This is a genomic window from Emcibacter sp. SYSU 3D8, assembly GCF_039655875.1.
In the GTDB taxonomy this organism is placed as follows: domain Bacteria; phylum Pseudomonadota; class Alphaproteobacteria; order SMXS01; family SMXS01; genus RI-34.
In genome coordinates, this window is sequence record NZ_JBBYXK010000003.1 from 133,344 (window position 1) to 159,384 (window position 26,041).

Annotated in this window: 23 protein-coding genes and 1 pseudogene; 15 read left to right on the forward strand and 9 right to left on the reverse strand. The window is 65.7% G+C overall.

The genetic code is table 11. The annotated features are described in order from the left end of the window. The first annotated feature begins 49 nt into the window (after positions 1-49). The 8 genes and pseudogenes from WJU21_RS11765 to WJU21_RS11800 all read left to right on the forward strand — a co-directional run bounded on the left by WJU21_RS11765 (position 50) and on the right by WJU21_RS11800 (position 8,208). Positions 50-1,357, forward strand: coding sequence for a cytochrome P450 (locus tag WJU21_RS11765; RefSeq protein ID WP_346323630.1), 1,308 nt, complete (start codon positions 50-52; stop codon positions 1,355-1,357). Positions 1,358-1,367: 10 nt separating this feature from the next. Next, positions 1,368-2,078, forward strand: a complete 711-nt coding sequence (locus WJU21_RS11770; RefSeq protein ID WP_346323631.1) for an SDR family oxidoreductase — start codon at positions 1,368-1,370, stop codon at positions 2,076-2,078. A 79-nt stretch (positions 2,079-2,157) separates the two neighbouring features. Further along, on the forward strand, positions 2,158-2,406 hold the full coding sequence (locus WJU21_RS11775) for a hypothetical protein (protein ID WP_346323632.1): 249 nt from the start codon (positions 2,158-2,160) through the stop codon (positions 2,404-2,406). 180 nt (positions 2,407-2,586) lie between these two features. Next, complete coding sequence (locus WJU21_RS11780) at positions 2,587-4,398, forward strand: CHASE3 domain-containing protein (RefSeq protein WP_346323633.1); 1,812 nt, start codon at positions 2,587-2,589, stop codon at positions 4,396-4,398. A gap of 84 nt (positions 4,399-4,482) precedes the next feature. Next, positions 4,483-4,992: pseudogene (locus tag WJU21_RS11785) on the forward strand (sigma-70 family RNA polymerase sigma factor); the annotation flags it as partial. Positions 4,993-5,169: 177 nt separating this feature from the next. Next, positions 5,170-5,532, forward strand: coding sequence for a response regulator (locus tag WJU21_RS11790; RefSeq protein WP_346323634.1), 363 nt, complete (start codon positions 5,170-5,172; stop codon positions 5,530-5,532). Between the two features lie 237 nt (positions 5,533-5,769). After that, positions 5,770-7,149 carry an HWE histidine kinase domain-containing protein gene (locus WJU21_RS11795; protein ID WP_346323635.1) on the forward strand — a complete coding sequence of 460 codons (1,380 nt, stop codon included), beginning with the start codon at positions 5,770-5,772 and terminating at the stop codon, positions 7,147-7,149. A gap of 258 nt (positions 7,150-7,407) precedes the next feature. Beyond that, positions 7,408-8,208 carry a response regulator gene (locus WJU21_RS11800; RefSeq protein WP_346323636.1) on the forward strand — a complete coding sequence of 267 codons (801 nt, stop codon included), beginning with the start codon at positions 7,408-7,410 and terminating at the stop codon, positions 8,206-8,208. Positions 8,209-8,218: 10 nt separating this feature from the next. On the opposite strand, the gene WJU21_RS11805 is transcribed toward WJU21_RS11800, so the two are convergent. The 5 genes from WJU21_RS11805 to WJU21_RS11825 all read right to left on the reverse strand — a co-directional run bounded on the left by WJU21_RS11805 (position 8,219) and on the right by WJU21_RS11825 (position 16,235). After that, positions 8,219-9,898 (reverse strand): FAD-dependent oxidoreductase, encoded by a 1,680-nt coding sequence (locus tag WJU21_RS11805; RefSeq protein ID WP_346323637.1) that lies wholly within the window; start codon positions 9,896-9,898, stop codon positions 8,219-8,221. Further along, positions 9,895-10,530, reverse strand: coding sequence for a hypothetical protein (locus WJU21_RS11810; RefSeq protein WP_346323638.1), 636 nt, complete (start codon positions 10,528-10,530; stop codon positions 9,895-9,897). The genes WJU21_RS11805 and WJU21_RS11810 overlap by 4 nt, the downstream gene beginning before the upstream one ends. A gap of 16 nt (positions 10,531-10,546) precedes the next feature. Then, positions 10,547-13,708: a multidrug efflux RND transporter permease subunit gene (locus WJU21_RS11815; protein ID WP_346323639.1), complete on the reverse strand. Its 3,162-nt coding sequence runs from the start codon at positions 13,706-13,708 to the stop codon at positions 10,547-10,549. Beyond that, on the reverse strand, positions 13,705-14,910 hold the full coding sequence (locus tag WJU21_RS11820; protein WP_346323640.1) for an efflux RND transporter periplasmic adaptor subunit: 1,206 nt from the start codon (positions 14,908-14,910) through the stop codon (positions 13,705-13,707). Before WJU21_RS11820 ends, WJU21_RS11815 begins: the two co-directional genes overlap by 4 nt. 182 nt (positions 14,911-15,092) lie before the next feature. Next, positions 15,093-16,235 carry a metallophosphoesterase gene (locus tag WJU21_RS11825; RefSeq protein WP_346323641.1) on the reverse strand — a complete coding sequence of 381 codons (1,143 nt, stop codon included), beginning with the start codon at positions 16,233-16,235 and terminating at the stop codon, positions 15,093-15,095. Positions 16,236-16,372: 137 nt separating this feature from the next. Here WJU21_RS11825 and WJU21_RS11830 point away from each other — a divergent pair, with 137 nt between their 5' ends. Continuing rightward, entirely contained in the window at positions 16,373-16,924 is a 552-nt protein-coding gene (locus tag WJU21_RS11830; RefSeq protein WP_346323642.1) for a VOC family protein, read from the forward strand. On the opposite strand, the gene WJU21_RS11835 is transcribed toward WJU21_RS11830, so the two are convergent. Beyond that, entirely contained in the window at positions 16,921-17,559 is a 639-nt protein-coding gene (locus WJU21_RS11835; RefSeq protein WP_346323643.1) for a flavin reductase family protein, read from the reverse strand. The two genes, WJU21_RS11830 and WJU21_RS11835, sit on opposite strands and share 4 nt — an antisense overlap. A 122-nt stretch (positions 17,560-17,681) precedes the next feature. Between WJU21_RS11835 and WJU21_RS11840 the strand changes: the two genes are divergently transcribed. The 6 genes from WJU21_RS11840 to WJU21_RS11865 all read left to right on the forward strand — a co-directional run bounded on the left by WJU21_RS11840 (position 17,682) and on the right by WJU21_RS11865 (position 22,161). Further along, positions 17,682-18,761 (forward strand): enolase C-terminal domain-like protein, encoded by a 1,080-nt coding sequence (locus tag WJU21_RS11840; protein WP_346323644.1) that lies wholly within the window; start codon positions 17,682-17,684, stop codon positions 18,759-18,761. 75 nt (positions 18,762-18,836) lie between these two features. Beyond that, positions 18,837-19,364 carry a VOC family protein gene (locus WJU21_RS11845; protein WP_346323645.1) on the forward strand — a complete coding sequence of 176 codons (528 nt, stop codon included), beginning with the start codon at positions 18,837-18,839 and terminating at the stop codon, positions 19,362-19,364. A gap of 126 nt (positions 19,365-19,490) precedes the next feature. Continuing rightward, positions 19,491-20,138, forward strand: coding sequence for a PEP-CTERM sorting domain-containing protein (locus tag WJU21_RS11850; RefSeq protein ID WP_346323646.1), 648 nt, complete (start codon positions 19,491-19,493; stop codon positions 20,136-20,138). Between the two features lie 130 nt (positions 20,139-20,268). Next, a complete protein-coding gene (locus WJU21_RS11855) occupies positions 20,269-21,513 on the forward strand; it encodes an MFS transporter (RefSeq protein ID WP_346323647.1) in 1,245 nt (414 codons plus the stop codon). A 61-nt stretch (positions 21,514-21,574) separates the two neighbouring features. After that, the gene (locus WJU21_RS11860) at positions 21,575-21,862 is read left to right on the forward strand and encodes a putative quinol monooxygenase (protein ID WP_346323648.1); all 288 of its coding nucleotides are present in this window, start codon (positions 21,575-21,577) and stop codon (positions 21,860-21,862) included. A gap of 5 nt (positions 21,863-21,867) precedes the next feature. Further along, on the forward strand, positions 21,868-22,161 hold the full coding sequence (locus WJU21_RS11865; RefSeq protein WP_346323649.1) for a putative quinol monooxygenase: 294 nt from the start codon (positions 21,868-21,870) through the stop codon (positions 22,159-22,161). A 15-nt stretch (positions 22,162-22,176) separates the two neighbouring features. Here WJU21_RS11865 and WJU21_RS11870 read toward each other — a convergent pair whose 3' ends face one another. The 3 genes from WJU21_RS11870 to WJU21_RS11880 form a co-directional block, all read right to left on the reverse strand. Next, entirely contained in the window at positions 22,177-24,006 is a 1,830-nt protein-coding gene (locus tag WJU21_RS11870; RefSeq protein WP_346323650.1) for an SLC13 family permease, read from the reverse strand. A gap of 113 nt (positions 24,007-24,119) precedes the next feature. Further along, on the reverse strand, positions 24,120-24,962 hold the full coding sequence (locus WJU21_RS11875; RefSeq protein WP_346323651.1) for an SDR family NAD(P)-dependent oxidoreductase: 843 nt from the start codon (positions 24,960-24,962) through the stop codon (positions 24,120-24,122). Between the two features lie 4 nt (positions 24,963-24,966). Next, complete coding sequence (locus WJU21_RS11880) at positions 24,967-25,926, reverse strand: DUF547 domain-containing protein (RefSeq protein WP_346323652.1); 960 nt, start codon at positions 25,924-25,926, stop codon at positions 24,967-24,969. Positions 25,927-26,041: the final 115 nt, after the last annotated feature.

The following is a 26,041-nucleotide window of genomic DNA, read 5'->3' on the forward strand; positions in this document are numbered from 1 at the left end:
TGGCAGGGCCGAATGGCCGCCACTTGGCCAGAAACGGGAGATTTTCGCCATGGCACGCACGACGCCGCGCACCGAACCGAACCATATGAAATGTCCCGTGTCCGTGAGAGACGTGGACCTGTTCTCGCCGGGCGCGCAGGAACACTGGTACGAGGCCTATCCGATCCTGCACAGCGAGTCCCCGGTGCACCGCATTCCCGGCGAAGGCACCACGCCGAACCACGACGGCTTCATCCTCACCAAATACGAGGACATCTCGCTGGTGGTGAAGGATCCGGTGCGCTTTCCCGCCTTCCTGTCCGACAAGCCCAAGCCCAATCCCGATGGCTCGCAGCAACAGCTCAACGCCATGCAGGTGTCCATCCTCAGCCTGCGTCCCAGCATAGAGCTGTGGCGTGCGCACCGGCAGGAGCTGACCGATCCATGGGTTGGCCCGGGCGCCACCCGCAACACGGCGATGATCACACGATTTACCGATGAGCTGATCGACAACTGGATCGACAACGGCAAGGTGGACTTCGTCAACGAGTTCGCCCGGCCGCTACCGCAGATGGTAATGGCCGCCGTCCTCGGCTTTCCGCAGTCGGACCTGAAGAAGCTCGAGCGCTGGGGCACCGCCCAGGTCGCGGCGTTCGTCTATGGCCGCGGCCACCGCAACCAGCTCACCCCCGAAGAGACCGCCGAGCAGTTCAGGATTCTCGACGGCTTCAAGGAATATGTCGCCGACTGGGTCGTGGAAAAGCGCAGCAATCCGCAGGACGACATGATCTCGTTCCTGACCCAGGTGACCTACAAGGCGCTGGATCGCAAGCTGACCGACGTCGAGATCAACGGCATCGTCTATGCCATGCTGATCGGCGGCCTGGAGACCACCCAGTATGCCATTGCCGAACAAGCCCAGCTCCTCTGCGAGGATCCGGATCTGTTCCAGACCATCAAGGCAGACCGCTCCAAGCTGCGCCCCTTTACCGAGGAAGGCATGCGTCTTCGGGCGCCGACGCAAGGTCTGTCGACCCGCTACACCATCCAGGACGAGGAGTTCCAGGGCGTGAAGGTGCCGAAAGGCTCCATTCTTCATATGCGCTGGGCTGCCGGCAATCTGGACCCGGACGAGTTCGAATGTCCGGCCGAGGTGATGCTCGACCGCAAGGGCGTCGGCCGGCACCTGACCTTCTCGCAGGGGCCCCGCATCTGTCCGGGTGCAGGTATCTCGCGGCTGGAACAGCAGATTGCCTGGGATCGCCTGCTCGATCGCATCGACAGCCTGGAATATGACGAGGGCAACACGTTCCGGCACCAGCCGGGCATCATGATGGGGCTGCTCGAGCTGCATCTCAAGTTCACCAAGTCGGCCTAGGGGCCGGACCGTGGCCGCGATTTCGCTGAACGGCGCAAGGGTGCTCGTCATCGGCGGCAGTTCGGGCTTTGGCGAGGCGACCGCCGCGCGAGCCGCCCGCGAAGGCGCCCACGTCACCATCGCCTCCCGATCCGAGGACAAGCTGCGCGCGGCGGCGGCGCGGATCGGCGATCAGTGCCAGACGGCCGTGGTCGATGTCCGCGATGGCGACGCCATTGCCGGCATGCTGGCGCGGCTGGGAACGCTTGATCACATCGTGTTGTCGGCCGGCGAGTTGCCGCCGCCCGGGCCGATGTCGCTCGAGCACATGCACGAACAGGCCAATGCGCGGTTCTGGAGCGTCATCCATGTGGCGCGTAACGCGCAGTTCGGACCCGGCGGCTCGCTGACACTGGTAACCGGCGCGGCCACGCTTCGACCGCCAAAGGGCATGGCCGCCCTGTCGGCAATCGGCGCGGCGGTGAATGCCCTGTCGCGCGGCCTGGCGCAGGATCTGGCGCCGGTGCGGGTCAATACGATCATTCCGGGCGCGGCCGACACGCCGCTGTGGGACACCATGCCAGCCGACAAGAAGGCCGATCGCATGGAGCAGATCGGCCGGGGATTGCCGGTTGGCAGGGTCGGCGAAGCCGATGACGTGGCGATGCAGATAATCGCCTGCATGGTGAACCCGTTCATGACCGGCAGCCTTGTGGTGCTGGATGGCGGCGGCTCCATCTGACGGGAACTTTCGCCTTCCGATGTTGTTGACCATATGGGCCGAGATGCCTGTCGACACCCTTCAACAACACGCCGGCATCATGAAAGTAAGGACAAGAGCAGCGGAATTCGTCACCCATTACGAAGGCAACTGGTGCTCGATCGGGGTGCACCGGGACGGCCGCGGACAGGTATTGCTGGCCTTTCCCGACCCGGATGGCCGGATCATCTCGGAAGCCGCCACGGTGCCGCAGGTGTGGGATTTCCTCGAGGGGGTCGAGCGGTTGGACCGCGAGGAACTCGACAGGTGGGTCATGGGGCATCTGCCGGGGAATGCCGAAAGAGGCTGACGCCCTGCCTGTGCCAGTGTTTCGGCACATCGGATGCGATAGCATCGAACGGCAGTGATGGCTGCGGTAGCAGGTGCAGGCGCGCCGCTCAGGGGAAGAGGACACAGTCTTGCATTGCGCCGGGGATGAGGTTGCGGCCGATCTATGAGAAGCATTTTCCCGCTGATCATCGGATTTATGATGCTTGTGCTCGTGGTCCTGGCGACCGGAGCGCTCGTGCGCGCGCACGAGGACATGAACGAGAAGGTCCGTGGCTCGCTGGAGATTGAAAACGGCCTCTGGCAGCTGCTGTCGGCGCTGCAGGATGCCGAAACGGGCCAGCGCGGCTATCTGCTTACGGGCGACCCGCAATATCTTGACGCTTACAACAACGGCGCGCCGCATATCCCGGAGCGCCTTGAATATCTGCGCCGGGCGACGGCAGGAAACGCGGCGCACCAGCAGGCGCTCGACGCGCTCGCAGGGGTCATGGAGCGGCGGCTGGTCATCATTGATAACGGCATCGCCCTTTATGCAGCCGGCAGGATCGATGAGGCCACATCAATTATCGGCAGCGACGAGGGCAAGCGGCTGATGGACCGGGCGCGGTCCATCGTCGCGGTCATGCGGTCCGGCGAGGACCAGTATCTGGACGCCTTGAAGGACAATACCCGCCGCGCCGTCCGACGCCTCGAGATGGCGATTGTCGCCGCGATTGTGGCGGTGATCCTGCTTGCGGCCTATGCGGTGTTTGACGCCTATCGGCGAAGCGCCGGTCTGGTGCGGACCCGCAACGAACTGCGGGTGGTCAACAGCCAGCTGGTGCAGGAGGCGAAAACCCGGGCGGCGGTCGAGGAACAGTTGCGCCAGTCGCAGAAGATGGAGGCCATGGGGCAACTCACCGGCGGTCTCGCGCACGACTTCAACAATATGCTGGCGGTGATCGTCGGTAACCTGAATCTGCTGTCGCGGCGGCTGGCCAGGGGCGAAACTGATGTGGAGCGCTATATCGCCCAGGCCATGGACGGCACCGAACGCGCCACGACACTGACGCACCGCCTGCTGGCATTCGCACGCAAGCAGCCGCTGTCGCCGGAGCCTATCGAGATCAACCGGCTGGTCGCCAGCATGTCGGACATGCTGAACCGGACATTGGGTGAGACCATCCGGGTCGAAACGGTCCTCGCTGGCGGGCTCTGGACCGTGAACGTGGATCCGGGGCAGCTGGAGAACGCCATTCTGAACCTCTCGGTGAATGCCCGTGACGCCATGTCCGGCGGTGGCAGGCTCACCATCGAAACCGCCAACGCCCATCTGGATGACATGTACGCCGCAAACCATGTAGGCGTGCCGGCGGGCCAGTATGTGCTGGTAGCGGTCTCGGACACCGGCACCGGTATGCCGGAAGAGGTGGTCGCCAAGGCATTCGAGCCGTTCTTCACCACCAAGGAGGCCGGCAAGGGCACGGGGCTGGGCCTTTCGCAGGTCCACGGCTTCGTCTACCAGTCGGGCGGTCACGTGAAGATCTATTCCGAACCGGGTTCCGGCTCGTCGGTGAAAATCTACCTGCCGCGGCACCATGGTGCCGCAACCACGGCGCAGCCCGATGCCGACATGGCGCCGCCGCCCCAGGGCGCGCCCCATCAGGTGATTCTGGTCGTGGAGGACGACGACCGGGTTCGGCAGATGTCGGTCGATGCGCTGCGCGACCTGGGCTACACGGTCATCCATGCCAATGGTGCAGAAGCGGCGTTGAGGCTGCTCGACGAACACCCGGAGGTCACGCTCCTGTTTACCGACATCGTCATGCCCGACGTCAATGGACGGGAACTGGCCGACCGGGCGCTGGAGCGTCGGCCGGGACTTAAGGTATTGTTCACCACCGGCTACACCCGCAATGCGGTCGTACACAACGGCGTGGTCGATCCGGGCGTGCAACTGATCGGGAAACCGTTCACGCTGTATCAGCTGGCGCACAAGGTCCACGAGGCCATTCATGCCGGACCAGACTGACGCTGGGTCGGCTGGACATTGGACGCGCATGATGGTTCCTACGCGGCGGTACGAGTAGAGTCCGATAACAACGATGTCAGGCCCGTGAGCGAAGACACAGAGTCCGAAATCGGCGAATCGCTGTCTGACGCCGAGTTCGCCCGCGAGCTGGAAGCGGTGCTGCCGTCGCTTCGTGCGTTCGGCCGCAGCCTCAGCGGCACGCGTGACCGGGCCGATGATCTGGTGCAGGAAACGCTGATGAAGGCATGGGCTGCGCGCACCCGTTTCCGGGCCGGCACTAGCTTTCGGGCCTGGACATTCGTGATCCTGCGCAATGCCTTCCTGTCCGACCGGCGGCGGCTTTCGACCACCATGGAGACTGGCGGCGAGATTGCCGATTCGGCCATGTCGACGCCGGCCTCGCAGGATCAGGGGCTGATGCTCGACGACCTGCAGCGCGCGCTGATGCAACTTCCCGACGCCTGGCGCGAGGCCGTGGTGCTGGTGGGGGCGGGCGGCATGTCCTATCAGGAAGCCTCGGAAATCTGCGGCTGTCCCATCGGCACGATCAGGAGCCGGGTCGCACGCGGCCGGGCCGAATTGGGCCGCCTCATGAATGGCCCCGCCGAGTAGCGGGACGGCCATGCCTGCATTTTTTCGGGAACCGATTGTCAGGTGGTGAGTTACCGCCAACGAGTTCTTGGTCTAGGGTAGTTTGCTGGGCCTCTTGAGGCCCGCGCGGCTTTTGCGGGCGGTTCCGTCCGATTACGGTAATGAGTTGGGGATTGATTGATGCGCGAAACCAGCATTCTCCTGGTCGAGGATGATCCGGCAATCTCGATGATCGTCGAGGAGATGATGATCGATCTGGGGATGTCGAACGTTACCACGGCGGGGCGGCTTCCTGCCGCTGTCGAGGCGGCGAGCAGCGGCGGTTTCGATTGCGCCATCGTCGATCTCAAGCTGCATGGCCAGGATACCTTCGAAGTGGCGCGCATCCTCACCAAGCGCAACATTCCGTTCGCGTTCTTTACCGGCTATTCGGCCGACACCCTTCGCGAATACGCCGAACAGCCCGTGCTTCCCAAGCCGTTCGCCGAATCGGACCTGAAAGCCATCCTTGATCACCTCCTGAAGGTACCGGGCGGCGCCTGACGCGCCCGATGCCGGAAAATCCGCACTGTCCGGGAACTTCGGCGGCGCGGACCGGTTGTATAATGGCAGGCACCGTATCCGCGGAGCGGCGGGTATGGGATGGCGGCACGATTTCCGAGGCCCTTGATGGTCAACCCGCTGCGTCCCTGGGAAAGACGCCGGAATAGGATTGCAATGAACGCCGCCTTTTTGGAGGCACAGAATGGGCACGTGATGAACCAGGCCAACGGGGGAGATTTGCTTATTCTTGCAGACGCGCTGCGACTGCTGCCGACGCCTGCCTGCATCCTGGATGCTGCAGGCCGGATTGTGGGCTGCAATGCCAAGGCAACGGGCGTGTGGGGCCGCGAGCCCGGGCCGGAAGATACGTGGGCCAGCATGGCCGGCAACGACGGCTCCGGGCGGCAGTTCCAGGCCCTCCTGGAGTCTGGCCAGGCCCAGACAAATGCGGCGCTGACCCTGTGCCCCTCGCCCGAAACACGCCTGGACGTGCTGGCCAACGCCGAGCCGGTGTGGGACGAAGGCGAATATGTCGGCACGGTTGTGACCTTCCAGTCCCGTCCTGAATCGTCCGGCACGACCACCCGTTTCTGGGACATGCTCGACGTCTTGCCGGCGGCAATCTGCGTCGCCGATCCCGAGGGACGCCTTACCTATTTCAACCAGGCGGCGGCCGACCTCTGGGGCGCCGTACCGGAAGAGGGCAGCAGCCTCTGGAGCGCTCCCTGGAGAGTCTACGGCAGCGACGGATCGGTGCTGCCCCACGATGAAACGCCCATGGCCATTGCGATCCGCGAGCGTCGGCCGGTACGGGGGGTTGAGTTGACCCTGGAGCGTCCGGACGGTTCCCGGGTCGCGATCCTGCCCCATCCGACGCCGCTTTATGACGCAACCGGCCGGTTCATCGGCGCGGTGAACATGATGGCCGATATTACCCATCAGAAAGTGGCCGAGGATCGCCACATCCTGTTTGCGCGCGAGCTCAATCACCGGGTGAAAAATGCGCTGGCGACCGTCTATGCCATTGCCATGCAAACCCTGCGCTATACGGATTCGCTGGAATCGTTCCGCGAGTCGTTCAGCAGCCGTCTGCTCGCGCTGAGCCGCGCGCATGATCTGCTGGTACGGTGCCAGTGGCAGGAGACGCCGCTCAAGATCATCCTCGCCGAAGCGCTCTCGGCCTTCGGCTCATCGCGGCTCGATGTGGAGGGTGACGACGCCGATTTCGGGCCGCGTGCCACGCTGACGCTGGCGATGACGTTCCATGAACTGGTCACCAATGCAGCCCGCTTCGGCGCCCTGGCTGAAGGCGAGGGTTTCGTCGAAATACGCTGGCGGGTTGTCCGCGACGAGGACGGCGAGCGCATGGTCGCGCTGACCTGGCGCGAGACCGGCGGCCCCAGGGTCGAGGCGCCCGTCGAATCCGGCTTTGGTTCCCGCCTGATCAATCACAATTTGATGGCGCTTGGCGGCTCGATCGAGATGGATTATGCGGCCGAGGGGCTACGCTGCGAGATGAAATTTCCGGTAATCAACGAGGCGCCGGCTACTTCTTCGGCGGCTCGTCCTTCAGGCGAGACAGCAGGTCCAGCATCTCCTGGGGAACTGGTTCGTTGACAACTTCGTCATACAATCGCCGGAGATTGTCGCCCAAGCGCTTGCGTTGCTCGGGCTTCTTGATCCCGGAGTCTTTGCCTTGCGTCACGTTCACCTGCCCTGTCAGTGCCCGAATGCCCGTTCTAGATTCATCCGATTATCAGCCCTTCGGCGAAAACGGGTCAATGACTGAACGCTTGCATCCCCACGACTCAAGGTTTTCACTCGATGTGAAGCCTCGTGTCGCTACTACAACTCGAAAACACACGGAGAGTTCCCATGTCGCTCGCAGCTGACCTCGCTCCTCATCTCTCCCATCTTCGCCGCTATGCGCGCGCGCTGACCGGAAGCCAGGTCCATGGCGACGCCTATGTACGGGCCTGCCTCGAGACCATTGTCGAGGCGCCGGACGAATTTCCGCGCGATGTGGGCGCCAAGGTGGGCCTCTACAAGGTGTTCTATGCCATCTGGATGACAGCCCATGTGGACGAGCCGGCCGACCTCGACGATTCGATGGCCAAGCCCGAGCGGCGGTTGCAGCGGCGGCTTGAAGAACTGACGCCGGTCAGCCGGCAGGCGCTGCTGCTCACGGCCATGGAGGGCTTCGGCGAGAACGAGACCGCCGAGATCATCGGCATCACGCCTGATGAAGTGGGCGAACTGGTCGAGATGGCGCTGGCAGATATCCAGCGCCAGGAGCGCACCAAGGTGCTGATCATCGAGGACGAGCCGGCCATCTCAATGGATCTGGCCTCGCTGGTCACCGATCTGGGGCACCAGGTCGTCGCCATTTCCATGACCCGCAACCAGGCGGTGAAGGCCGCGCGAGATCACAAGCCGGGCCTGGTGCTGGCCGATATCCAGCTTGCCGACGGCAGCTCGGGCCTTGATGCCGTCAAGGAAATCCTGGGCCAGATGGAAGTGCCGGTGATCTTCATCACCGCGTTCCCCGAGCGGCTGCTGACCGGCGAGCGCCCGGAGCCGACTTTCCTGATCACCAAGCCGTTCGACCATCGCACGGTCCAGGCCACGATCAGCCAGGCGCTGTTCTTCAACACGTCGGAGGCGCTGGTCGCCTAATCCGTCCGGGTCAGGCGATGGTGGACCGCAGGCTTTCCAGGTAACCATGGACCGCCTGCACCACCACCGAGCCTTCGCCCACCGCCGAGGCCACGCGCTTCACCGACCCGGCGCGGACGTCGCCAACGGCGTAGACGCCGGAGCGGCTGGTTTCATAGGGCGAGGCCGGGTAGGCGCCATGATTGTGACCTCCGGTGACGACGAAGCCCTGGGCGTCCCGGTCCAGGCAGCCGTCCAGCCAGTCCGTGTTCGGTACGGCGCCGATCATCACGAAAAGGTTGCCGCAATCGATGCGGGTGACCTGTCCGTTATCGCGGCAGGTCCATGAGACATGGCGCAGTGTGGCATCGCCTTCCAGGCCCGTTACTTCGCAGCCGGGGTGCAAGGTGATGCGCGGCGAGGCGTCGATCCTGCGAACCAGATAGTCGGACATGGTGGCGCTCAGGCTCGGGCCGCGCACCAGGATGTGGACGTGCCTGGCGATCCGCGACAGGAACACGGCGGCCTGGCCAGCCGAATTGCCGCCGCCCACGACGATGGCCTCCTCGCCGTGGCAGAGCTGGCCTTCCATGGCGGTGGCCGCGTAATGGATGCCCTGGCCCTCGAACCGGCCGTAGTCCGGCACGTCGAGCTGGCGGTATCGGGCGCCGGTCGCCACCACGACCGCGTTCGCCGACGCCCTGCTGCCGTCGTCGAGCTCGAGCTGGTAGGGCAGGTATTCGCAATGCAGCTTCAGCGCCTGCCGCGACACCGCCAGCCGCGCGCCGAACTTCTGCGCCTGCACCTGCGCCCGGCCGGCGAGCGCCTCGCCCGAGATGCCGGTGGGAAAGCCCAGATAGTTTTCGATCCGCGAGCTGGTGCCGGCCTGGCCGCCCGGCGCCATGCACTCGACGACCAGCACATCGAGGCCTTCCGAGGCCGCATAGACCGCCGCGGCCAGTCCGCCCGGGCCCGCGCCCACCACCACGAGGTCGTAAACATGCAGCGGATCGATGCTGGCGGTCAGGCCCAGCCTGTCGGCCAGCTCGGGAATTGGCGGATTGCCCAGTACGGCGCCGCCCTGGACGATGACCGCCGGCAGCGTGTTGGGGCCGATCTGGAAGCACAGCTGCACGCCGGCCGCGTTCGGGTTGCTGTCGGTATCGACCAGCCGGTAGGGATAGCCGTTACGGGTCAGGAAACGCATGATCCGCAAGGTATCCGCGCCATGACCCGGCCCCACGACGACCGCGCCGCCCTGCTCGCGGCGCATCAGGCCGACGCGGCGCAGGATGAACGCCCGCATGATCGTCTCGGCGATGTCCGCTTCGGCGGACATCATCCGGCGGAAGGCGGCCCGGTCCAGCCGCGCAAGACGCGCGTCCACGACGGCGCGGGCGCTGACCAGGTTCTCGTGGTCGTTGAACAGGTCGACCTCGCCGGTGAACTGGCGTTCGCGGTGCACCGTGACCCTGGTTTCGCGGCCATATTCGTCGTGGCCGAAAATCTCCAGCGCACCCTCCAGCACCAGGAAGAAGTCGCTGTCGCGCTGGCCGCGCTGGTACACCAGCACGCCGGCCGGCACATCCTCGACCTGGCCGTACCCGGCGATGCGTTCCGCCACCTCTTCGGGGAGGTGCGGGAACATCTGGTGCTCGCGGCTGCGCAGTTCGTCCGGCAGCGGTTCGGCCATGTCGTCGACCGTACTCAAACGGCGCGCCGCGAGTTGGGGCAGTCGCCCAGCGGGATGATCCGGTCCAGCCGGTCGACCAGCGCCGACGGCGCATACATGATGCTGCCGTGGGTCAGCATGGGCTCGATCAGGCCGGTACGCAGTAGGCCGGCGGCGACCGAGCGGAACTCGTCCTCGGACCTGAACACCGACGGCACCAGCGCCTCGATGGCGCGGCGCTCGGCGCTGGCACTACGTTTGGTCTTGTCGCGCAGCAGCATGCCGCAATCGTTGACGTACTGATGCAGGCTCTGCACCACGTCCATCTCGCGCGGCGAGATGATGGCGAGGATATCGGCGAGCGGCAGGAACTCGCCGGCCGCCGTGCCGGCGCGCGCCACGTTGGCGATGGCCTGGGCGAGCAGCGACAGGTTGTAGTCGGCGGTGCCCTCCTGGACGGCGCGGCGGTAGCGCATCAGCAGCGGCACCAGCGCCTCGGCCTCGTCGTCGCTCAGCGTCCGCTCCACGGCCTGAAGCTGCTGATCGAGGATGGCGAGGGCGGCGGTCATGCGCTTCGACGAACTTTCGGCCGCCTCGCCCTGGTCGCAGCCGCCTTCGACCACGCAGGCGGCGAGCCGCCGCACCGTCGTATCCAGGTCCATGTCAAGCATCGCCATGCTCCTCGCGTCAAGCGCCCGCGTCCGCCGTTCGGCGCAGGGCACGCCGTTCGGCCAGGCCGCGGATCACCACGTAGAACACCGGCGTGAACAGCAGCCCGAACACCGTCACGCCCAGCATACCGAAGAAAACCGCCGTGCCTAGCGCCTGCCGCATCTCGGCGCCGGCGCCCGACGCGATGGCCAGCGGCACCACGCCCAGGATGAAGGCGAACGACGTCATCAGGATCGGCCGCAGCCGCAGCTTGCAGGCTTCGAGGGCGGCCTGGAAGCGGTCGCGGCCCTGGTCCTCGAGCGCGCGGGCGAATTCCACGATCAGGATCGCGTTCTTGCTGGCCAGGCCGATCAGCACCACGAAGCCGATCTGGGTCAGGATGTTGTTGTCCATGCCGCGCAGCATGACGCCGCCGACCGCCGACAGCAGGCACATGGGCACGATCAGGATAATGGCGAAGGGCAAGGTCCAGCTTTCGTACTGGGCGCACAGCGCCAGGAAAACGAACAGCACCGACAGGGCGAAGATCAGCGCGGCGGTGTTGCCGGCCTGGGTCTGCTGGTAGGCCAGGTCGGTCCATTCGAAGCCGATGCCGCTGGGCAGGTGCCTGGCGGCCAGTTCCTCCATCGCCTCGATCGCTTCGCCCGAGCTGAACCCCGGCAGCATGTCGCCGTTGATCTCGGTCGCCTGGTACAGGTTGTAGCGCGGCACCCGGTCCGGGCCGGAGATGTCGCGGAACGTCACCAGCGAGCCCAGCGGCACCATGGCGCCGTCGGCGCTGCGGGCGCGCAGCCGGGCGATGTCCTCCGGCTTGATGCGGAATGGCGCGTCGGCCTGGGCGGTCACCCGGTAGGAGCGGCCGAACAGGTTGAAATCGTTGACATAGGCCGAGCCGAGGAACACCTCCAGCGTCTCGAACACGTTGGCGACCGGCACGTTCAGCATCTGGGCCCGCTCGCGGTCCACATCGATGTAAAGCTGGGGCGTATTGCCGCTGTAGGGCGTGAATACGCCGACCAGCCCCGGCGTCGCGTTGGCCGCCTGGATGATCTCGCCGGTGGCCTGCTCGAGCGCGGCGCGGCCGCGCGCTTCCTTGTCCTGCAGCCGCATGCTGAAGCCGCCGGCGGTGCCGATGCCCTCGACCGGTGGCGGCGGCAGCACCAGGATGAACGCGTCCTCGATCTGCATCAGCCGCTTGCGCAGGTCGGCCTGCACCATGTCGCCGGTCAGCCCCTCGGCGGCGCGCTCGTCGAACGGCGCCATCACCGCGAAGATGGCACCCGCGTTGGAGGCGTTGGTGCGCGTCGCGCCGGAAAAGCCTGCGAAGGTGGCGGTGTGGACGATGCCCCTGGTGCCCAGGATGATTTTCTCGGCGCGCTCGACCACCTCGGCGGTGCGGTCCAGCGAGGCGCCGTCTGGCAGCTGGATCGGCACGATGAAATAGCCCTTGTCCTGCACCGGGATGAAACCGGCCGGAACCTGGCTGAACGCCAGCACGGTAAGGCCGATCAGACCGCCATACAGCAACAGCATGCGCCCGCTCCGCCGCGTCACCGCGGACACCGTCATGCCGTAGCGGTCCGACAGCCAGTCGAAGCCCCGGTTGAAGCGCGCGAAGCTCCATGCCAGCGGCGCCGCGCGGAACGGCCTCTCCGCATGGCCCGCCGTATCGTGCGGCTTCAGCAGCAGCGCGCACAGCGCCGGGCTCAAGGTCAATGAGTTGAACGCCGAGATCGCGGTGGCGACCGCGATGGTCAGCGCGAACTGGCGGTAGAACTGGCCCGAGATGCCCGAGATGAACGCCGTCGGGATGAATACCGCCGCCAGCACCAGCGCTATGGCGACCAGCGCGCCGCCGACCTCGTCCATGGTGCGCCGCGAGGCCTCCTTGGGCGACAGGCCCAGCGCCAGGTTGCGCTCGACGTTCTCGACCACGACGATGGCGTCGTCGACCACGATGCCGACCGCCAGCACCAGCCCGAAAAGCGTCAAATTGTTGATCGAGAAGCCCAGCAGCGCCATCACCGCGAAGGTGCCGATCAACGACACCGGGATTGCGATGATCGGGATCACCGCCGCGCGCCAGCTCTGCAGGAACACCAGCACGACGACAACCACCAGCAACACCGCCTCGAAGATGGTCTTGATCAGCTCGTCGACGGATTCGGCGATGAACTCGGTGGGATTGTAGATGATCCGGTATTCCAGGCCGTTGGGGAAGTTCTTCGACAGCGCCGCCATCTCGTCCTGCACCTTGCGGGCGGTCTCCAGCGCGTTGGCGCCGGGCCGCTGCGACACCGCGAGGACCACGGCCTGCTGGCCGTCGAGGAAGCTGCGGGTGACGTAGTCGCGGGCGCCCAGCTCGACCCTGGCCACGTCCTTGAGGCGCACCAGCTTTCCGTCGGCGCCCGACTTGACGATGATGTTCTGGAACTGGGCCGGCTCGGTCAGACGGCCCTGGAGCTGGACCGACAGCTGGAACGCCTCGGGCGTGCGCACCGGCGGCGCGCCCAGCGTGCCGCCCGCCACCTGGATGTTCTGCTGGCGCATGGCGGCGACCACGTCGCCCGCCGTCATGTCCAGGGTGGAAAGTCGGTCCGGATCCAGCCAGATGCGCATGGAGTAGTCGCGGGCACCGAACATCTGCAGGTCGCCGACGCCGTCGATGCGCGCCAGCGGATCGCGGATCTGCAGCAGGGCGTAGTTGCTGATGTAAAGCTGGTCGTAGGTCGCCTTGGGCGAGAGGAGGTGGATCACCATCATCAGGTCGGGCGAGTTCTTGCGGGTGGTGACGCCCAGCCGGCGCACCTCCTCGGGCAGCCGCGGCTCGGCGATGGCGACCCGGTTCTGAACCAGCACCTGGGCCTGGTCCAGGTCGGTGCCCAGCTTGAAGGTGATGGTCAGGGTCATGCGGCCGTCGCCGGTCGCCTGCGAGTACATGTACATCATGTGCTCGACGCCGTTGATCTCCTGCTCCAGCGTCGTCGCCACCGTGTCTGCGATCACCTGGGCGCTGGCACCGGGATAGGCGGCCGTCACGACGATGGTCGGCGGCGCCACCTCGGGATATTGCGACACCGGCAGCACCGCGTAGGCGATAAGCCCGACGATGACGATGAACAGCGACAGCACGGTCGCGAAGACCGGCCGGTCGATGAAGAAATGGCTGAACTTCATGTGCCGCCGGCCGCCGCCGCACCGAGCTTGTCGATGGCGACCGGTTGCGGCGTCACCTTGCCGCCGGGCCGGGTGCGCTGGAGGCCGCTGACGATGACCAGATCGTCCTTGCCGACGCCGGACCGGACGATGCGCAGTCCGTCCGACAGCGGGCCGAGTTCGACCGGCCGGTAGGCCACGGTGTTGTCCCTGGCGACCACGTAGACGAACTTGCGCGACTGGTCGCTGCCGATGCTGCTGTCGGGCAGCAGGACGGCGTTGTACCTGCCGCTGCCGATCAGCTTCAGCCGGCCGAACATGCCGGGGAGCAGCACGTTGTCCGGGTTGGCGAACACGGCCCGCGCCTGCACGGTGCCGGTCGAGCGGTCGACCCGGTTGTCGACGAAATCCATGTGGCCCTTGTGCGGGAAGCCGTCCTCGTCCTGCAGCGCGACGGCGACCTCGTTGGGTGCGTCGCGTGAACTCGGCCGGCTGCCTTCGCTGGAAAGCCGCGTGTATTTCAGGTAGGCGGCCTCGTCGGCGTCGAAATAGAAGTGGATCGGGTCGAGCGAGACGATGGTGGTCAGCAGCGTCGATTCGGCAGTGCCGCCGCTGATCAGGTTGCCGACGCTGACCTGGTAGCGGCTCACCCGGCCGGCGACCGGCGCGCGCACCTCGGTGAACTCCAGGTTGAGCCTGGCGTCGCGCACCGCCGACTCGGCGACGGTGACGGCGGCCTCGCCGGACCGCTTGGCCTGGCGGCGCTCGTCCAGCACCCGCTCGGAGATGTTGCCGCGGCTGAACAGGGCCTCGGCGCGCTCCAGGTCGCGGCCGGCCAGGTCGAGCTGCGACTTGGCGGACACCAGCTCGGCCTGCGCCCGGTCGACGGCGATGCGGAACGGCCGCTGGTCGATGACGAACAGCAGGGCGCCCTTCTTCACGGTCTCGCCGTCCGCGAAGTTGATCGACGACAGGTAGCCGCTCACCCGGGCGCGCACGTCGACGTCCTCGGTGGCCTGGAACCGGCCGGTGTACTCATCCCACTCCACCGTCTCGCGCACCAGCGGCTTGGCGACGCTGACGGGCGGTGGCGGCGGCGCGCCCGACGTCTCGCCCTCGGCGCCGCAGGCGGCGAGCCACAACGGCAACATGCAGGCAAGGGCGATACGCCGGAGCGATGGGAAGCCGGGCTGACGCTGTTGGCGATATCGCGTGGCGCTCACGGATCGGCTCTCTGGTTGGCTATCCGGCGGGGAATCCTCCGCTACGATGTTGCGCTGCAGAATGACTCGAACCGGCCTGCCAGGAATTGGCATCAGTATAGGTGCGCCGCCTGGGAGGATGTCAAGGCTACCGCGCCGCGCACGTCAGCCGTGCCGTTTCGCACAAGCGAAGGGGATTCGAGTCAACCGGCCGGAATCAGCCGGATCCGGGTGATCTCCGATGGCACGCCCAGACGCTTGGGTGGGCCCCAATAGCCGGTGCCGCGGCTGGTATAGACCCACAGATCGCCGAGTCGGTCCAGGCCGCCGATGAACGGCTGCTGCAGCCGGACGAAATGGTTCCAGGGCCAGAACTGGCCGCCATGGGTATGACCGGACAACTGCAGGTGAAAACCGGCCTCAGCGGCGGCCGCTGCGCTGCGCGGCTGGTGCGCCAGCAGGATACGCGGCAGACCCTCGGGCGCGCCGCGGATGGCGGCGGCCGGATCGCTGCGCTCGGCGGGGTCGAAGTGATGGGCGCTGTAATCCGGTACCCCGGCGATCACCAGCAACGCGCCGTCGTGGTCCAGTACGTTGTGACCGTTCACCAGCACGATCAGGCCCAGCCGCCGCATCTCGGCAGTCCAGGCCGGCGCGCCCGAATAATATTCGTGATTGCCGGTGACGAAGAAGGCGCCGTGCCGCGCGGTCAACCGCGACAGGGGCTGGGTGTGATGCGCCAGGTCGCGCACATTGCCGTCGACCACATCGCCGGTCACCGCGATCAGGTCGGCGCCAATGCCGTTGACGGCATCGACGATGGCATCGAGGTACCGCCGTTTGATGGTCGGTCCTACATGGATGTCGGTGATCTGGGCGATGACGAAACCGTGGAGCGCATCGGGCAGGCCGTCAATGGGCACCTCCACATGCTTGATCTGGGCGCGCCGTCGTGCGTTGATCAAGCCGATCAGTGTCGCCAGGACAGCCAGGACCGGGACGGCCACGGCAGAGCGGACCGCGAAGCGGGTGAACGCCGGATCGGACGCGGACAGGGCCATGCCCAGCAGCACCAGATCACGGATCAGGGTCAGGATCAGCAGCGACGAGAACAAGCCCATGAACAGCGAGCCGGCCCAGGCCAGGATATCGGACAAGGGTTGTTGCCGGACTCCCCGCGACGCCACGCTCATGGGCATCAGCAGGAACGACGCCGTCAGCATGCCGGCGCCCGCCAGGCGCCAGGTGCCGCTCACCGGCAGGTCGGGCAGCAGCCGGATGCCGATATAGCCGTGGAGCGCGCCGACAAGCGCCATGACGATCAGGAAGAGGGAGGGCAGGCGCATATGGGTTCCCTGGTGGGCGTCGCCGGAAGATGGGCCGGAAGAGGCCAAGGTCAACAGGGTCGGCGCTGGCCGCCTTGCGCTTGGCCGCCGGAGCTTTCACAGTCAGGGCCGCAATTGCGCAATCATGGGGAAATTCGATGCGGCTGCCGACCGACAGAAACGTGTTCCAGAACGCCTGGGTGGTGAACGACCTGGAAGCCGCCATGACGCGATGGCTCGACTTCTACGGTATCGGCCCGTTCTATGTGCTCGAGCAGCTGAACCTGGACGGCACGCTCTATCGCGGCCAGCCTTCGGAGCTGCGGCTGTCCGTGGGCCTGGCGCAGGCCCAGTCGGTGCAGATCGAGCTGATCTTCCAGCACAGCAAGGGCCCCAGCGTCTACCGGGACATGGTTCCCGAAGGGCAGACCGGGTTTCACCACGTCTGCACCTACACCGACGATTTCGCCGCCGACAAGGCCTATTACGAGCAGGCCGGTTACGCCACCGCCATGGAAGGCGGCGCGCCCGACGGCTCGGTGAAGTTCGGCTATTTCGACACCCGCAAGGACTTCGACATCTTCACCGAGGTGATCAGCGCCTCGCCCGGCATCCTCGCCCGCAACGAGATGGTGCGCCGCGCCTCCGTCGATTGGGACGGCAGCGATCCCATCCGCATCATCACGCCGGATGGCTGGCGGGCGGCCTAGGGCCGCTTCCGCTCGACCGCCCAGTCGGCATAGGCGATGCGCGGCATGTTGAACATGCCGGCCGTCGTCGTGTACCAGCCGCCGCCATGCATGCGGCCGATCAGCTTCAGCATGGGCGCGTCCACATACATCTTCTCAGCGTCGAAACAGGCATCGTCGATGTGCATGTAGACCACCTCGCCGACGACGATGCGGTTGCCGGTGCCCACTTCCATGGTGGTCATGCGCTTGCACTCGAAGCTGACCGGCGATTCCTTGATGTAGGGCACGTTCACCTTCACGCCGGGCACGGCGGTCAGACCGGCGCTGTCCATCTCGTCCTCCTCGGCGGGGAAGTCCATGGCGCACAGATTCATGTGCGGTGCGATTGCCTCGCTGACCAGGCTGACGACAAATTCGCCGGTGTCGCGGATGTTGTCGCCGGTGTCCTTGCGCGGTGAATAATCGGTGACCTCCAGCCCCAGCACCACCAGCGGCGGTTCGCTGCTCATGGCATTGAAAAAGCTGAAAGGCGCCGAATTGACGATGCCGTCCTTGCTGACGGTGGTAACCAGGGCGATGGGGCGCGGCACCACGGTCGACACCAGCAGCTTGTAGCGTTCGGGGCGGGACAGTTTGGCGAAATCCAGTTCCATGGCGGGCTCCCAGGTTTGCGATGCCATTAATTATATCGCGATATAAAAAATGGCAAGGCCCGGTGTTGGCGGCGCGGACGATCCCGGCTAAGACTGCGCAGTCCCCGGAACAGGAAACAGCCATGACCCCGAAAATCACCGGATTGCGTGTACGTGCCGCCGTCGTGCCGCGCCCCCGGCCACTGATCTTCCATACGGCGAAGTTCACCAAATCGCCCCTGCTGCTGCTGGATCTGGAGACAGACGCGGGCGTCACGGGCCGCGCCTATCTGTTCTGCTATCACGACGAGGCGGTCGCGCCGCTGGTGGCCATGACCCGCAACATGGAACCGCTGCTCGTCGGCATGGACCTCGAGCCGCTGGCCATCAACCGCAAGATCTGGAGCAGCTTCCGCTATCTGGGCATGCAGGGGATCGCCGCCATGGTGCTGTCGGTGATCGACATGGCTGCCTGGGATGCGCTGGCGTGCTCGGCCGGCCTGCCGCTTGCCCGGTTACTGGGTGGCACGGCCAAGCCGCTTGCCACCTATGACAGCACCGGTCTGGGCGGCCCGGACTCGGTGGCGCGCGAGGCGCGCGAACTGGCCGATGCCGGTTTCGCCACCATCAAGATCAAGCTGGGCTATCCGACCGCCGACGATGACCTCGCGGTGATCCGCGCCATCGGTGCCGAGGTGCCGGGCATGAAGCTGATGGTCGACTACAATATGCGGCTGTCCAACATCGAGGCCGCCGCGCGCATGGCCGCGCTCGAGCCGGAAGGGTTGCTGTGGGTCGAGGAGCCGCTGGATTCAGGCGATCTGGATGGCCACGCCGCGCTGGCCCGCGACTTCCGTACGCCGATCCAGATGGGCGAGAACTGGTGGAACGTGCAGGACATGGCCCGGGCGGTGAAGGCCCAGGCCACCGACTGCGTCATGATCGACATCGGCCGTATCGGCGGCGTCACCGGCTGGTTGCAATGCGCGGCGCTGGCCGAGGCGCACGGCGTGCCTTTGTCCAGCCACTTCTTTCCGGAAATCAGCGCCCAGATGATGTCCGTCACGCCCACGGCGCACTGGCTCGAATTCCTCGAATGGGCGAGTCCGATCCTCACCGAACCGGTCAGCGCCGCGAACGGCATCCTCGAGCCGTCCACCCGGCCCGGCTCCGGCGTCGAGTGGGATGAGGCGGCCGTGGCGCGCTACGAAATCAAGCTCTGAGACTTTTCTGCAAGGGTGCTTGTATTCGGCATGGACGTTCGGGATACTGCCGCTCCCAGGGGAAGGAGACCGACCATGACCGTGACCAAGTACAGCCTGTTTCAGGAAGCCTATTTCGTCGACGATATCGAGGATGCGATCAAGCGCTGGAACCGGCTGTTCGGCGCCGGCCCGTTTCGCCGCGTGCCGCACCACAAGACCGACAAGTTCGACTATCGCGGCACCGACACGGAAGCCGACGTGTCCTATGCCTTCGGCTATCAGGGCGACATCATGGTGCAGTTCATCGAGCAGCACGACGAGAAGGCCTCCATCTACCGCGACATGTTCAAGCGGGGCGAGGAAGGTCACCACCATGTTGGCGTGCTGGTCCATGACTTCGAGGTCGAGTACCAGCGATTGCTCGACATGGGCTTTGAATGCGCCTGCCGGCTCTATGCCGACAAGGTCGACGCCGCCTATTTCGATACGCGCTCGGTCAACGGCTGCTTCACCGAAATCCACGGCGACCCGCCGCACATCCTGCAATCCTTCGCCACCTGGAAGCGTGCGCACGAGCTGTGGCGGCCCGGCTACAGCCTGTATCTCGAGGAGCAGCCCTGACGGCTCCAGGGTTCCCTGCAGGATCGCTCCTTGTGTCCGACGCCCGGATGATATATAAAATTCGAAATAAATAGTGAGTGCCGCAAGGCGCGCCAATCGGGCAATGGACAGCGAATGCGTTTGGGAATGGGTTTTGTTGCGGCGGCTTTTGCCGTGATCGTGACGACGGGCGCCGCGCAGGCGACACCCGTCAACCTGATTTCCAATGGCGAGTTCGAAACGCCCGGCAGTGTCACCGACTACACCATCTTTCCGACCAATGGCGTTCCCGGCTGGGGCACCACCGGCAGCGGCATCGAGTTGTGGCAGCAGGGCTTCCTGGGATCGCCGACGACGGGCAGCGATGGCCTGTCGACCGGCCAGAGCCTGGAGCTGAACGCCAACAATGGCAGCGATTCCGTATTCCAGCTGTTCACGGTGCCGCTCAACATCACCTCGAGTTCGGCTGTGCTGAGCTTCGACGCCTGGCCGCGCCAGGCGGCGCTGGGCGCGGTTTCGCTGGTGGGTACCATTTCCGGCACGATCCTCGCGCCCTCCTCGATGGCGATGAACAACGCCCTGTGGACGCCGAATGTCTTCAACGTGACTGTCGCCGCCGGTGAAACCATCCGGCTGGTCTTCCAGGCCCTTGGCGGGAACTCGGCGATCTCTCCCCATGTGGACCAAGTTGCCTTCACGGTCGATGTGCCGGAACCCGGCGCGCTGGGGCTTCTGTGCGCCGGCCTGATGGGCCTGGCGCTGGTCCGGCGCCGGAGACGTTCCGCCTCCTTCTGACATCCACTTTCCGCCATCCACAGGCCCGGCCGCGCGACAATGTGCCGGGCCTGTTCCGCGTTTCGGGTGTCGATGATGGATCGGATGAACTAGCATCGACCCCGGGGAATTTCGGGGAGGCGACGGGTTCATGCGCTTGTATTACGGCTGGAACGTCATGGCCGTGGCGTTCATGTGTCAGGCGCTGGTCTATGGCCTGGCCATGTATTCCTTTACCTTCTGGGTGACCCACTGGATGGCCGAGTTCGGCGCCAGCCGGGCCGATTTGATGTGGAGTACGTCGTTTTCCATCGCCGCCATGGGCGCCATGGCGCCGTTCGCGGGCCGCGCCATGGCGCGGGTGCCGATCCGGATATTGGTGTGCGGCGGAATCGCTTCGTTCGTGTTGGCCTATGTGATGCTGTCGCAGGCCAGTGCTGCATGGCAGGTGGGCGCCATCTACGCCACCCTCGTCGGCGTCGCCCTGTTGCTGACCGGGCCACTGGTCGCGCAGGCGCTGGGCGCCGCATGGTTTCGACGCAACCGGGGTTTTGCCATCGGTATCGGCATCAGCGGCCTCGCCATGGGCGGGTTCCTGATGCCGCCATTGACCACCTGGCTGATCGGCGAGCTGGGCTGGCGCCACGCCCATCTGGCGCTGGCCGCACTGGTCGCTGCCGTCGCCCTGCCCGCTGCGTGGCTGGTGGTGCGAAGCCGTCCCGAGGACATGGGGCTCGAACCCGAACCGGCCGGCGACGAGGCCGCGATGGCGCGCACAATCATGGATGGACGGGCGTGGACACTGCGCGAGATTCTCGGCAACCGGGCGTTCTGGATTCTCGCCATCGCATTCTTCACGCCCAACTTCGCGTTTCGCGGCATCCAGCAGAACTGGGGGCCCTATGCGGCCGACATCGGCCTCGACGCGCAGACCGCCGCGTTCATCGTGTCGATCAGCGCCGCCGGCCAGATGGCCTCGAAGCTGGCATTCGGTGCGCTCAGCGACCGTTTCGGTCTGCGGACGCTGTACTGGATCGCCATGGCCTGCCTTGCCGCCAGCGCGCTGCTGCTGATCGGCCGGCCGTCCATGCCGGCGATCTGGGCGTTCGCCGCGTTGATGGGGGTGGCGGCCGGTGAATTCACCCTGCTCGGCGTGTTCTGCGCCCGCCAGTTCGGCGCCCGCGACTTCGGCAAGGTCATGGGCATGCTGCTGTTCCTGATTACGCTGGGGTCGTTCGGCGCAGTCCTCGCGGGCTGGGTCCGCGATGTCACCGGCAGCTATGACGGCGCCTATTACATGCTGCTGGCGCTGCTGGTGCCGTCGATCATCGCCATGGCATTCCTGCATCCGCCCCGGCCAGCGCCGCGCGCGGCGGAAGCGGTGCCGGGCGCGTGAACCGCGGTTGTCAGTGCTCGTGGCCGGGCGTTATGCTCGGCCCGCACAAGGGGAGACGAGCATGATCGGCGTTATCGCAACCCTCCGTATCAAGGCGGAGCAGGTCGACGCATTCCGCACCCATATGGCGGGCATGACCCGCACCGTGGAATCGCAGGAACAAGGCAATCACTTCTACCGCGGCTATGCCACGAAGGACCCGCAGGTATTCGTGGCGCTGGAAGCCTACAGGGACCGTGGCGCGCTGGATGCGCACGGCAATTCGGATCATGTCGCTGCCGTGATGCCGAAGGTCGGCGCCATGCTGGAAGGCGACGTGCAGGTTGAAATTCTCGAGCAGGTATGGTGAGCACGATGATCGGAGTGACCGCGCGGGTAAAGATCCAGGACGGCAAGGAGCAGGCCTTCGAGGATTTCTGCAAGGGCGTCATCGACGCCGTCCGGGCCAACGAGCCGGGCAATCTGTTCTACAGCCTGTTCCGCACCGAGCGGAAAGGCGAGTACGTGTTCATCGAACGCTGGACCGACCAGGCAGCCATCGACGCCCACGGCACGGCGCCGCATATGAAGGCGGCGATTCCCCGGTTCGGCGAATTCGTCGCCGGCCCCGTGGAGTTGACCCAGTATGACGAGTTGCCCCAAGGCTAGGCCGGCGAGGCTGCGCTACAAGTTGTAGCGCAGCACCAGCAGGACCGAGAGCGACACGATCATGATCACCACCAGCGGCGCACCGGCGCGCAGATAGTCGCGGAATTCGTAGCCGCCGGCCGACATGATGAGAATATTGGTCTGGTAGGCGAACGGTGTCGCGTAGCAAAGATTGGCGCCGAACAGGACCGCGAGCACCAGCGGCTCGGCCGGGATGCCGAGCGTCTTCGCCAGGCTGACGGCGATGGGCGTGCAGACTGCCGCCGCCGCGGTGTTGGACGCGAAATTGGTCAGCAGGGTCGCGAACAGCATCATCGCGGCCAGGACGGCCGCAGCCGGCAAGGGCTGCAGCACGACGGCGAATATCTCGCCAAGCCATCCGGCGGCACCTGTCTCCATCAATGCCCGTCCCAGGGCGATGCTGGCGGCGACCAGCACGATCACCTGGGCGCTGAGGGCGCGGCCGATGCGGTCGAACCGGATGCACCCGGTCGCGATCATGGCGATGGAGCCGCCCAGCGCGGCAATCGAGATCGGCATCAGCTTGAACGATGCCAGGAACACGACCGCGGCCATAATGGCCATCGCGACGCTGGCCTTGCCGCTGCGCGGCATCTCTGCAGCACCTTCCAGGACCAGGGCGCTCTCGCCCAGTTCCATGGCCCGCAGCCGCTGCGCCGTTCCCTGGACCAGCACCACGTCGCCCAATTCCAGCACTTCGTCGGCCGAGTGATGCGGTTCCGCGAACAATGTGCGGTTCGGCCGGTGCAGACCGATTGCCACCACGCCGTAGCGATCGGCGATCTGCGCCGACTTGATGGACTGACCGGTCAGCGGCGAATCCGCGCCCACCACCAGTTCGGCGACCACATCGTCGTCATCGTCGGCGGGGTCGTCGCGCAGGGATCGCAGGGTCTCCAGCACGGTGGGATGGGCGAGCGGCGCCTTCAGGTCCTCGCTGGCCTCGCGCAGGTGGGCCATGGTGCCCTCGACCCTGACGAGATCGCCGGGCTCCAGCTTGCTGACAGCCTGGGCGCCGTATTCCATGAAGTCGGGGCGAATGACCGAGGTGATCTTCAGCTCGTGGCCGATGCGCTTTTCCAGCTCGCTGGTCGGCGTCCCGACCACGGTGCTCTGCGGCACGATGAACAGCGCGGCCTCGAACAGCCGTGACGATCCGGATGCCGCCGACGAGTTGCTCGGCAGCAGCCGGGGCATGACGAACCACAGATAGGGCAGGGCGATAACGCCCGCCATCAGCGCGATGTCGGCGAAATGGAACACGCTGAAGCGTGGCAGACCCAGATCGGCCGCGATGGAGGTGACGAGCAGGTTGGTCGAGGTGCCGATCGTGGTCGCCATGCCGCCGATCAGGATCGCGCAGTTGACCGGCATCAGCGTCTTGGACGCCGGCACGCCCACCCGGGTCGCCAGATTGAGCAGGATCGGCAGGGTCAGCACCATGACCGGCGTGTCGTTGACGACCATGCTCAGGCCGGCAGCGATGACGAGGCTGCACAGCATGCCCAGCGGCTTGTTCGCGCGCCACAGCCGGGCGAGGAAGCGACCGGCGGGCTCCAGCGCACCGGTCACCACCAGCCCGCGTCCCAGGATCATCAGGCAGCAGATGGCGACCAGGGCCTCGTGTCCAAAGCCGCCAAAGGCGATGGCCATTCCGGTGAAGCCCTCGCCGGTCTCCAGCGGAAAGAAATAGAAGCCCAGCGCCAGGATGCCGATCACCATCATCGACACCAGCTCGATCCGGAGCTTGCCGGTCGCGAACAGCCAAAAGGTGCCAATGGTCAGGAGAATGGTGGCGAATGCGTGGATGGATGGCAGCGTCAAGTTGCGCCCTTCGTCAGCTTGGGGCGGCAGTTATGTGCTGCTCCGTAACATCCGTCAATTCGAAGCATCACACGGGGAACGGGTCCCCGGCCACCCGGTCGATTCAGCCTACCCTAATCCAGCTTAAATGCCTCGAACTTGCTTTTATAGTCCGGATGCCAGCGGGAAAGCGGCGGCCGGTTCCTGACGATGTCGTCCGCCGACCACCGGATACGCTTTCGGTCCATGTCGCTCGAGACGTCGTTGTCGGGACAGATGACGTAGAAGTCGCCAGCGGCCATGGCGTCCATGGCATAATCGACCACCTGATCGGCGGTCCACGCGCCGGGCGGCTTTTCCGCGCGGTTGCCCTTTGTGATGCCGGTGAAGGTGAAGCCGGGCACCAGCAGATGGGCGCTGATCCGGCAGCCGGGCGTGTTGCGCAACTCGTGCTGCAGCCCTTCGGTCAGCACCTTGATGCCTGCTTTGGTGACATTGTAGGCAGTGTTGCCGGGTGGACAGGTGATGCCCTGCTTGGAGCCGGTGTTGACGATGGCGCCCGCTGTTCCCTGCGCGATCATGGCGGGTGTGAAAGCCTGCACGCCATTGATCACGCCCCACAGATTGACCGCCAGTACCTGCTGCCAGCCCGCGTAGTCGGTGAACGGGCCGCCGCCCGCGCCGATGCCGGCATTGTTCATCAGCACGTGCACCGCGCCAAACGTATCGTAGGCTGTGTCTCTCAGGCGCTGGACGTCGTCCATGCGGCTGACATCGGTGCGCAGGGCAATCACGTCCGCGTCGCGCGACAGCGCCGCCACCTCGGCCCGCGCCGCCTCCAGCCGGTCGCTGACGTCGGCCAGGCAGACTTTCATTCCAGCTGAGGCGAAACGGCGGGCCGCGGCGAGTCCGATACCGCTCGCGCCGCCGGTAATGACGGCCACATTGCCGCTGCTGATTGCGGGGTGAAGTGGCATGGCCCTACTCCTGGAATGAACCGCCGGCGCCGGCGCCCCGATTGATTTGCCCGCGCGGCATTTTTCGCGATGACGGCGGCGGCTTGCCGGCCAGCTTCCAGCTGAAATCGTAGCTGGCGATCTGCGTCGCGGTGGCCAATTCGGCGCGGCGGGCTCCGGCATGCTCACGCAGATGGGCCAGCACGCCTGTCTCGCCGCCCAGCGCCGCCTGATGCCACTCATAGAGTTCGGACAGCCGCAGCGCGCCGCCCTTCAGCTTTACATTGTCCGTGTCGGCGATGAATCGCTCGGCGGCGGCAGCGAGCTGGCGCTCGGCCTGCGAGCCTTGGAACGGCGCCTTGCTCAGGGCCGGGCAGCCGCGCAGCGGGCACGACAATCCGTAGAGCACCAGGCCGGGCTTCCAGTAGGCGTAGAGGATGCGGTGTTCGATATCGTTCAGCGACAGGGTGACCCCGGAGACGGTCAGGTTGCGGACAGCCCACGGATTGTCGTCGTCAGTGTACATCTTCTTGATGTTGAGCCGCTGGGTGTCGGCCCATGGGTTGCGGCTGGCAAAATCCTGTCCGCCGCTCCCCAGGGCGTTGAACCGGTCGAACATCGCCCGCAGCGTGGCGGCATTGTAAAGGTTCAGCCAGAACGCCAATTGTTCGTTCCTGTTGAGCTGGGCAACCGGGGTGTTGGTCATTTCGTTGACGAAGGCGTCCAGCGCGTCGCGTCCCTGGATTCCCAGCCCGCCGTAATTGACGCTGTTATTGCCCTTGTCGTCCTGCTCGATCACCGCGTCGAGGATGCGTGCCCACAAAGTATAGCTGTAGGTCTGGATGCTGTGGGGATCGTTGGCCGCGAATTCTGCTATCGGCCCGCCGGGCGGCGCGGGCTGCGGCGTCGCCTGGACCGCCGGCGCCGCAAGCCAGATCATGATGGCCGCGCAAAAGGCGAACAGCTTGTGTCGGTCGTGTGGCATCGGTTCCCCTCCCCAAGGTTCCCGAAACCCTAAAGCGCTGGCCGGCATCCGGCAACATCGGCCGTTTATCGAGCTGATTGTTTTATGCTAGGCTGCATAATATAACGCATGTCGT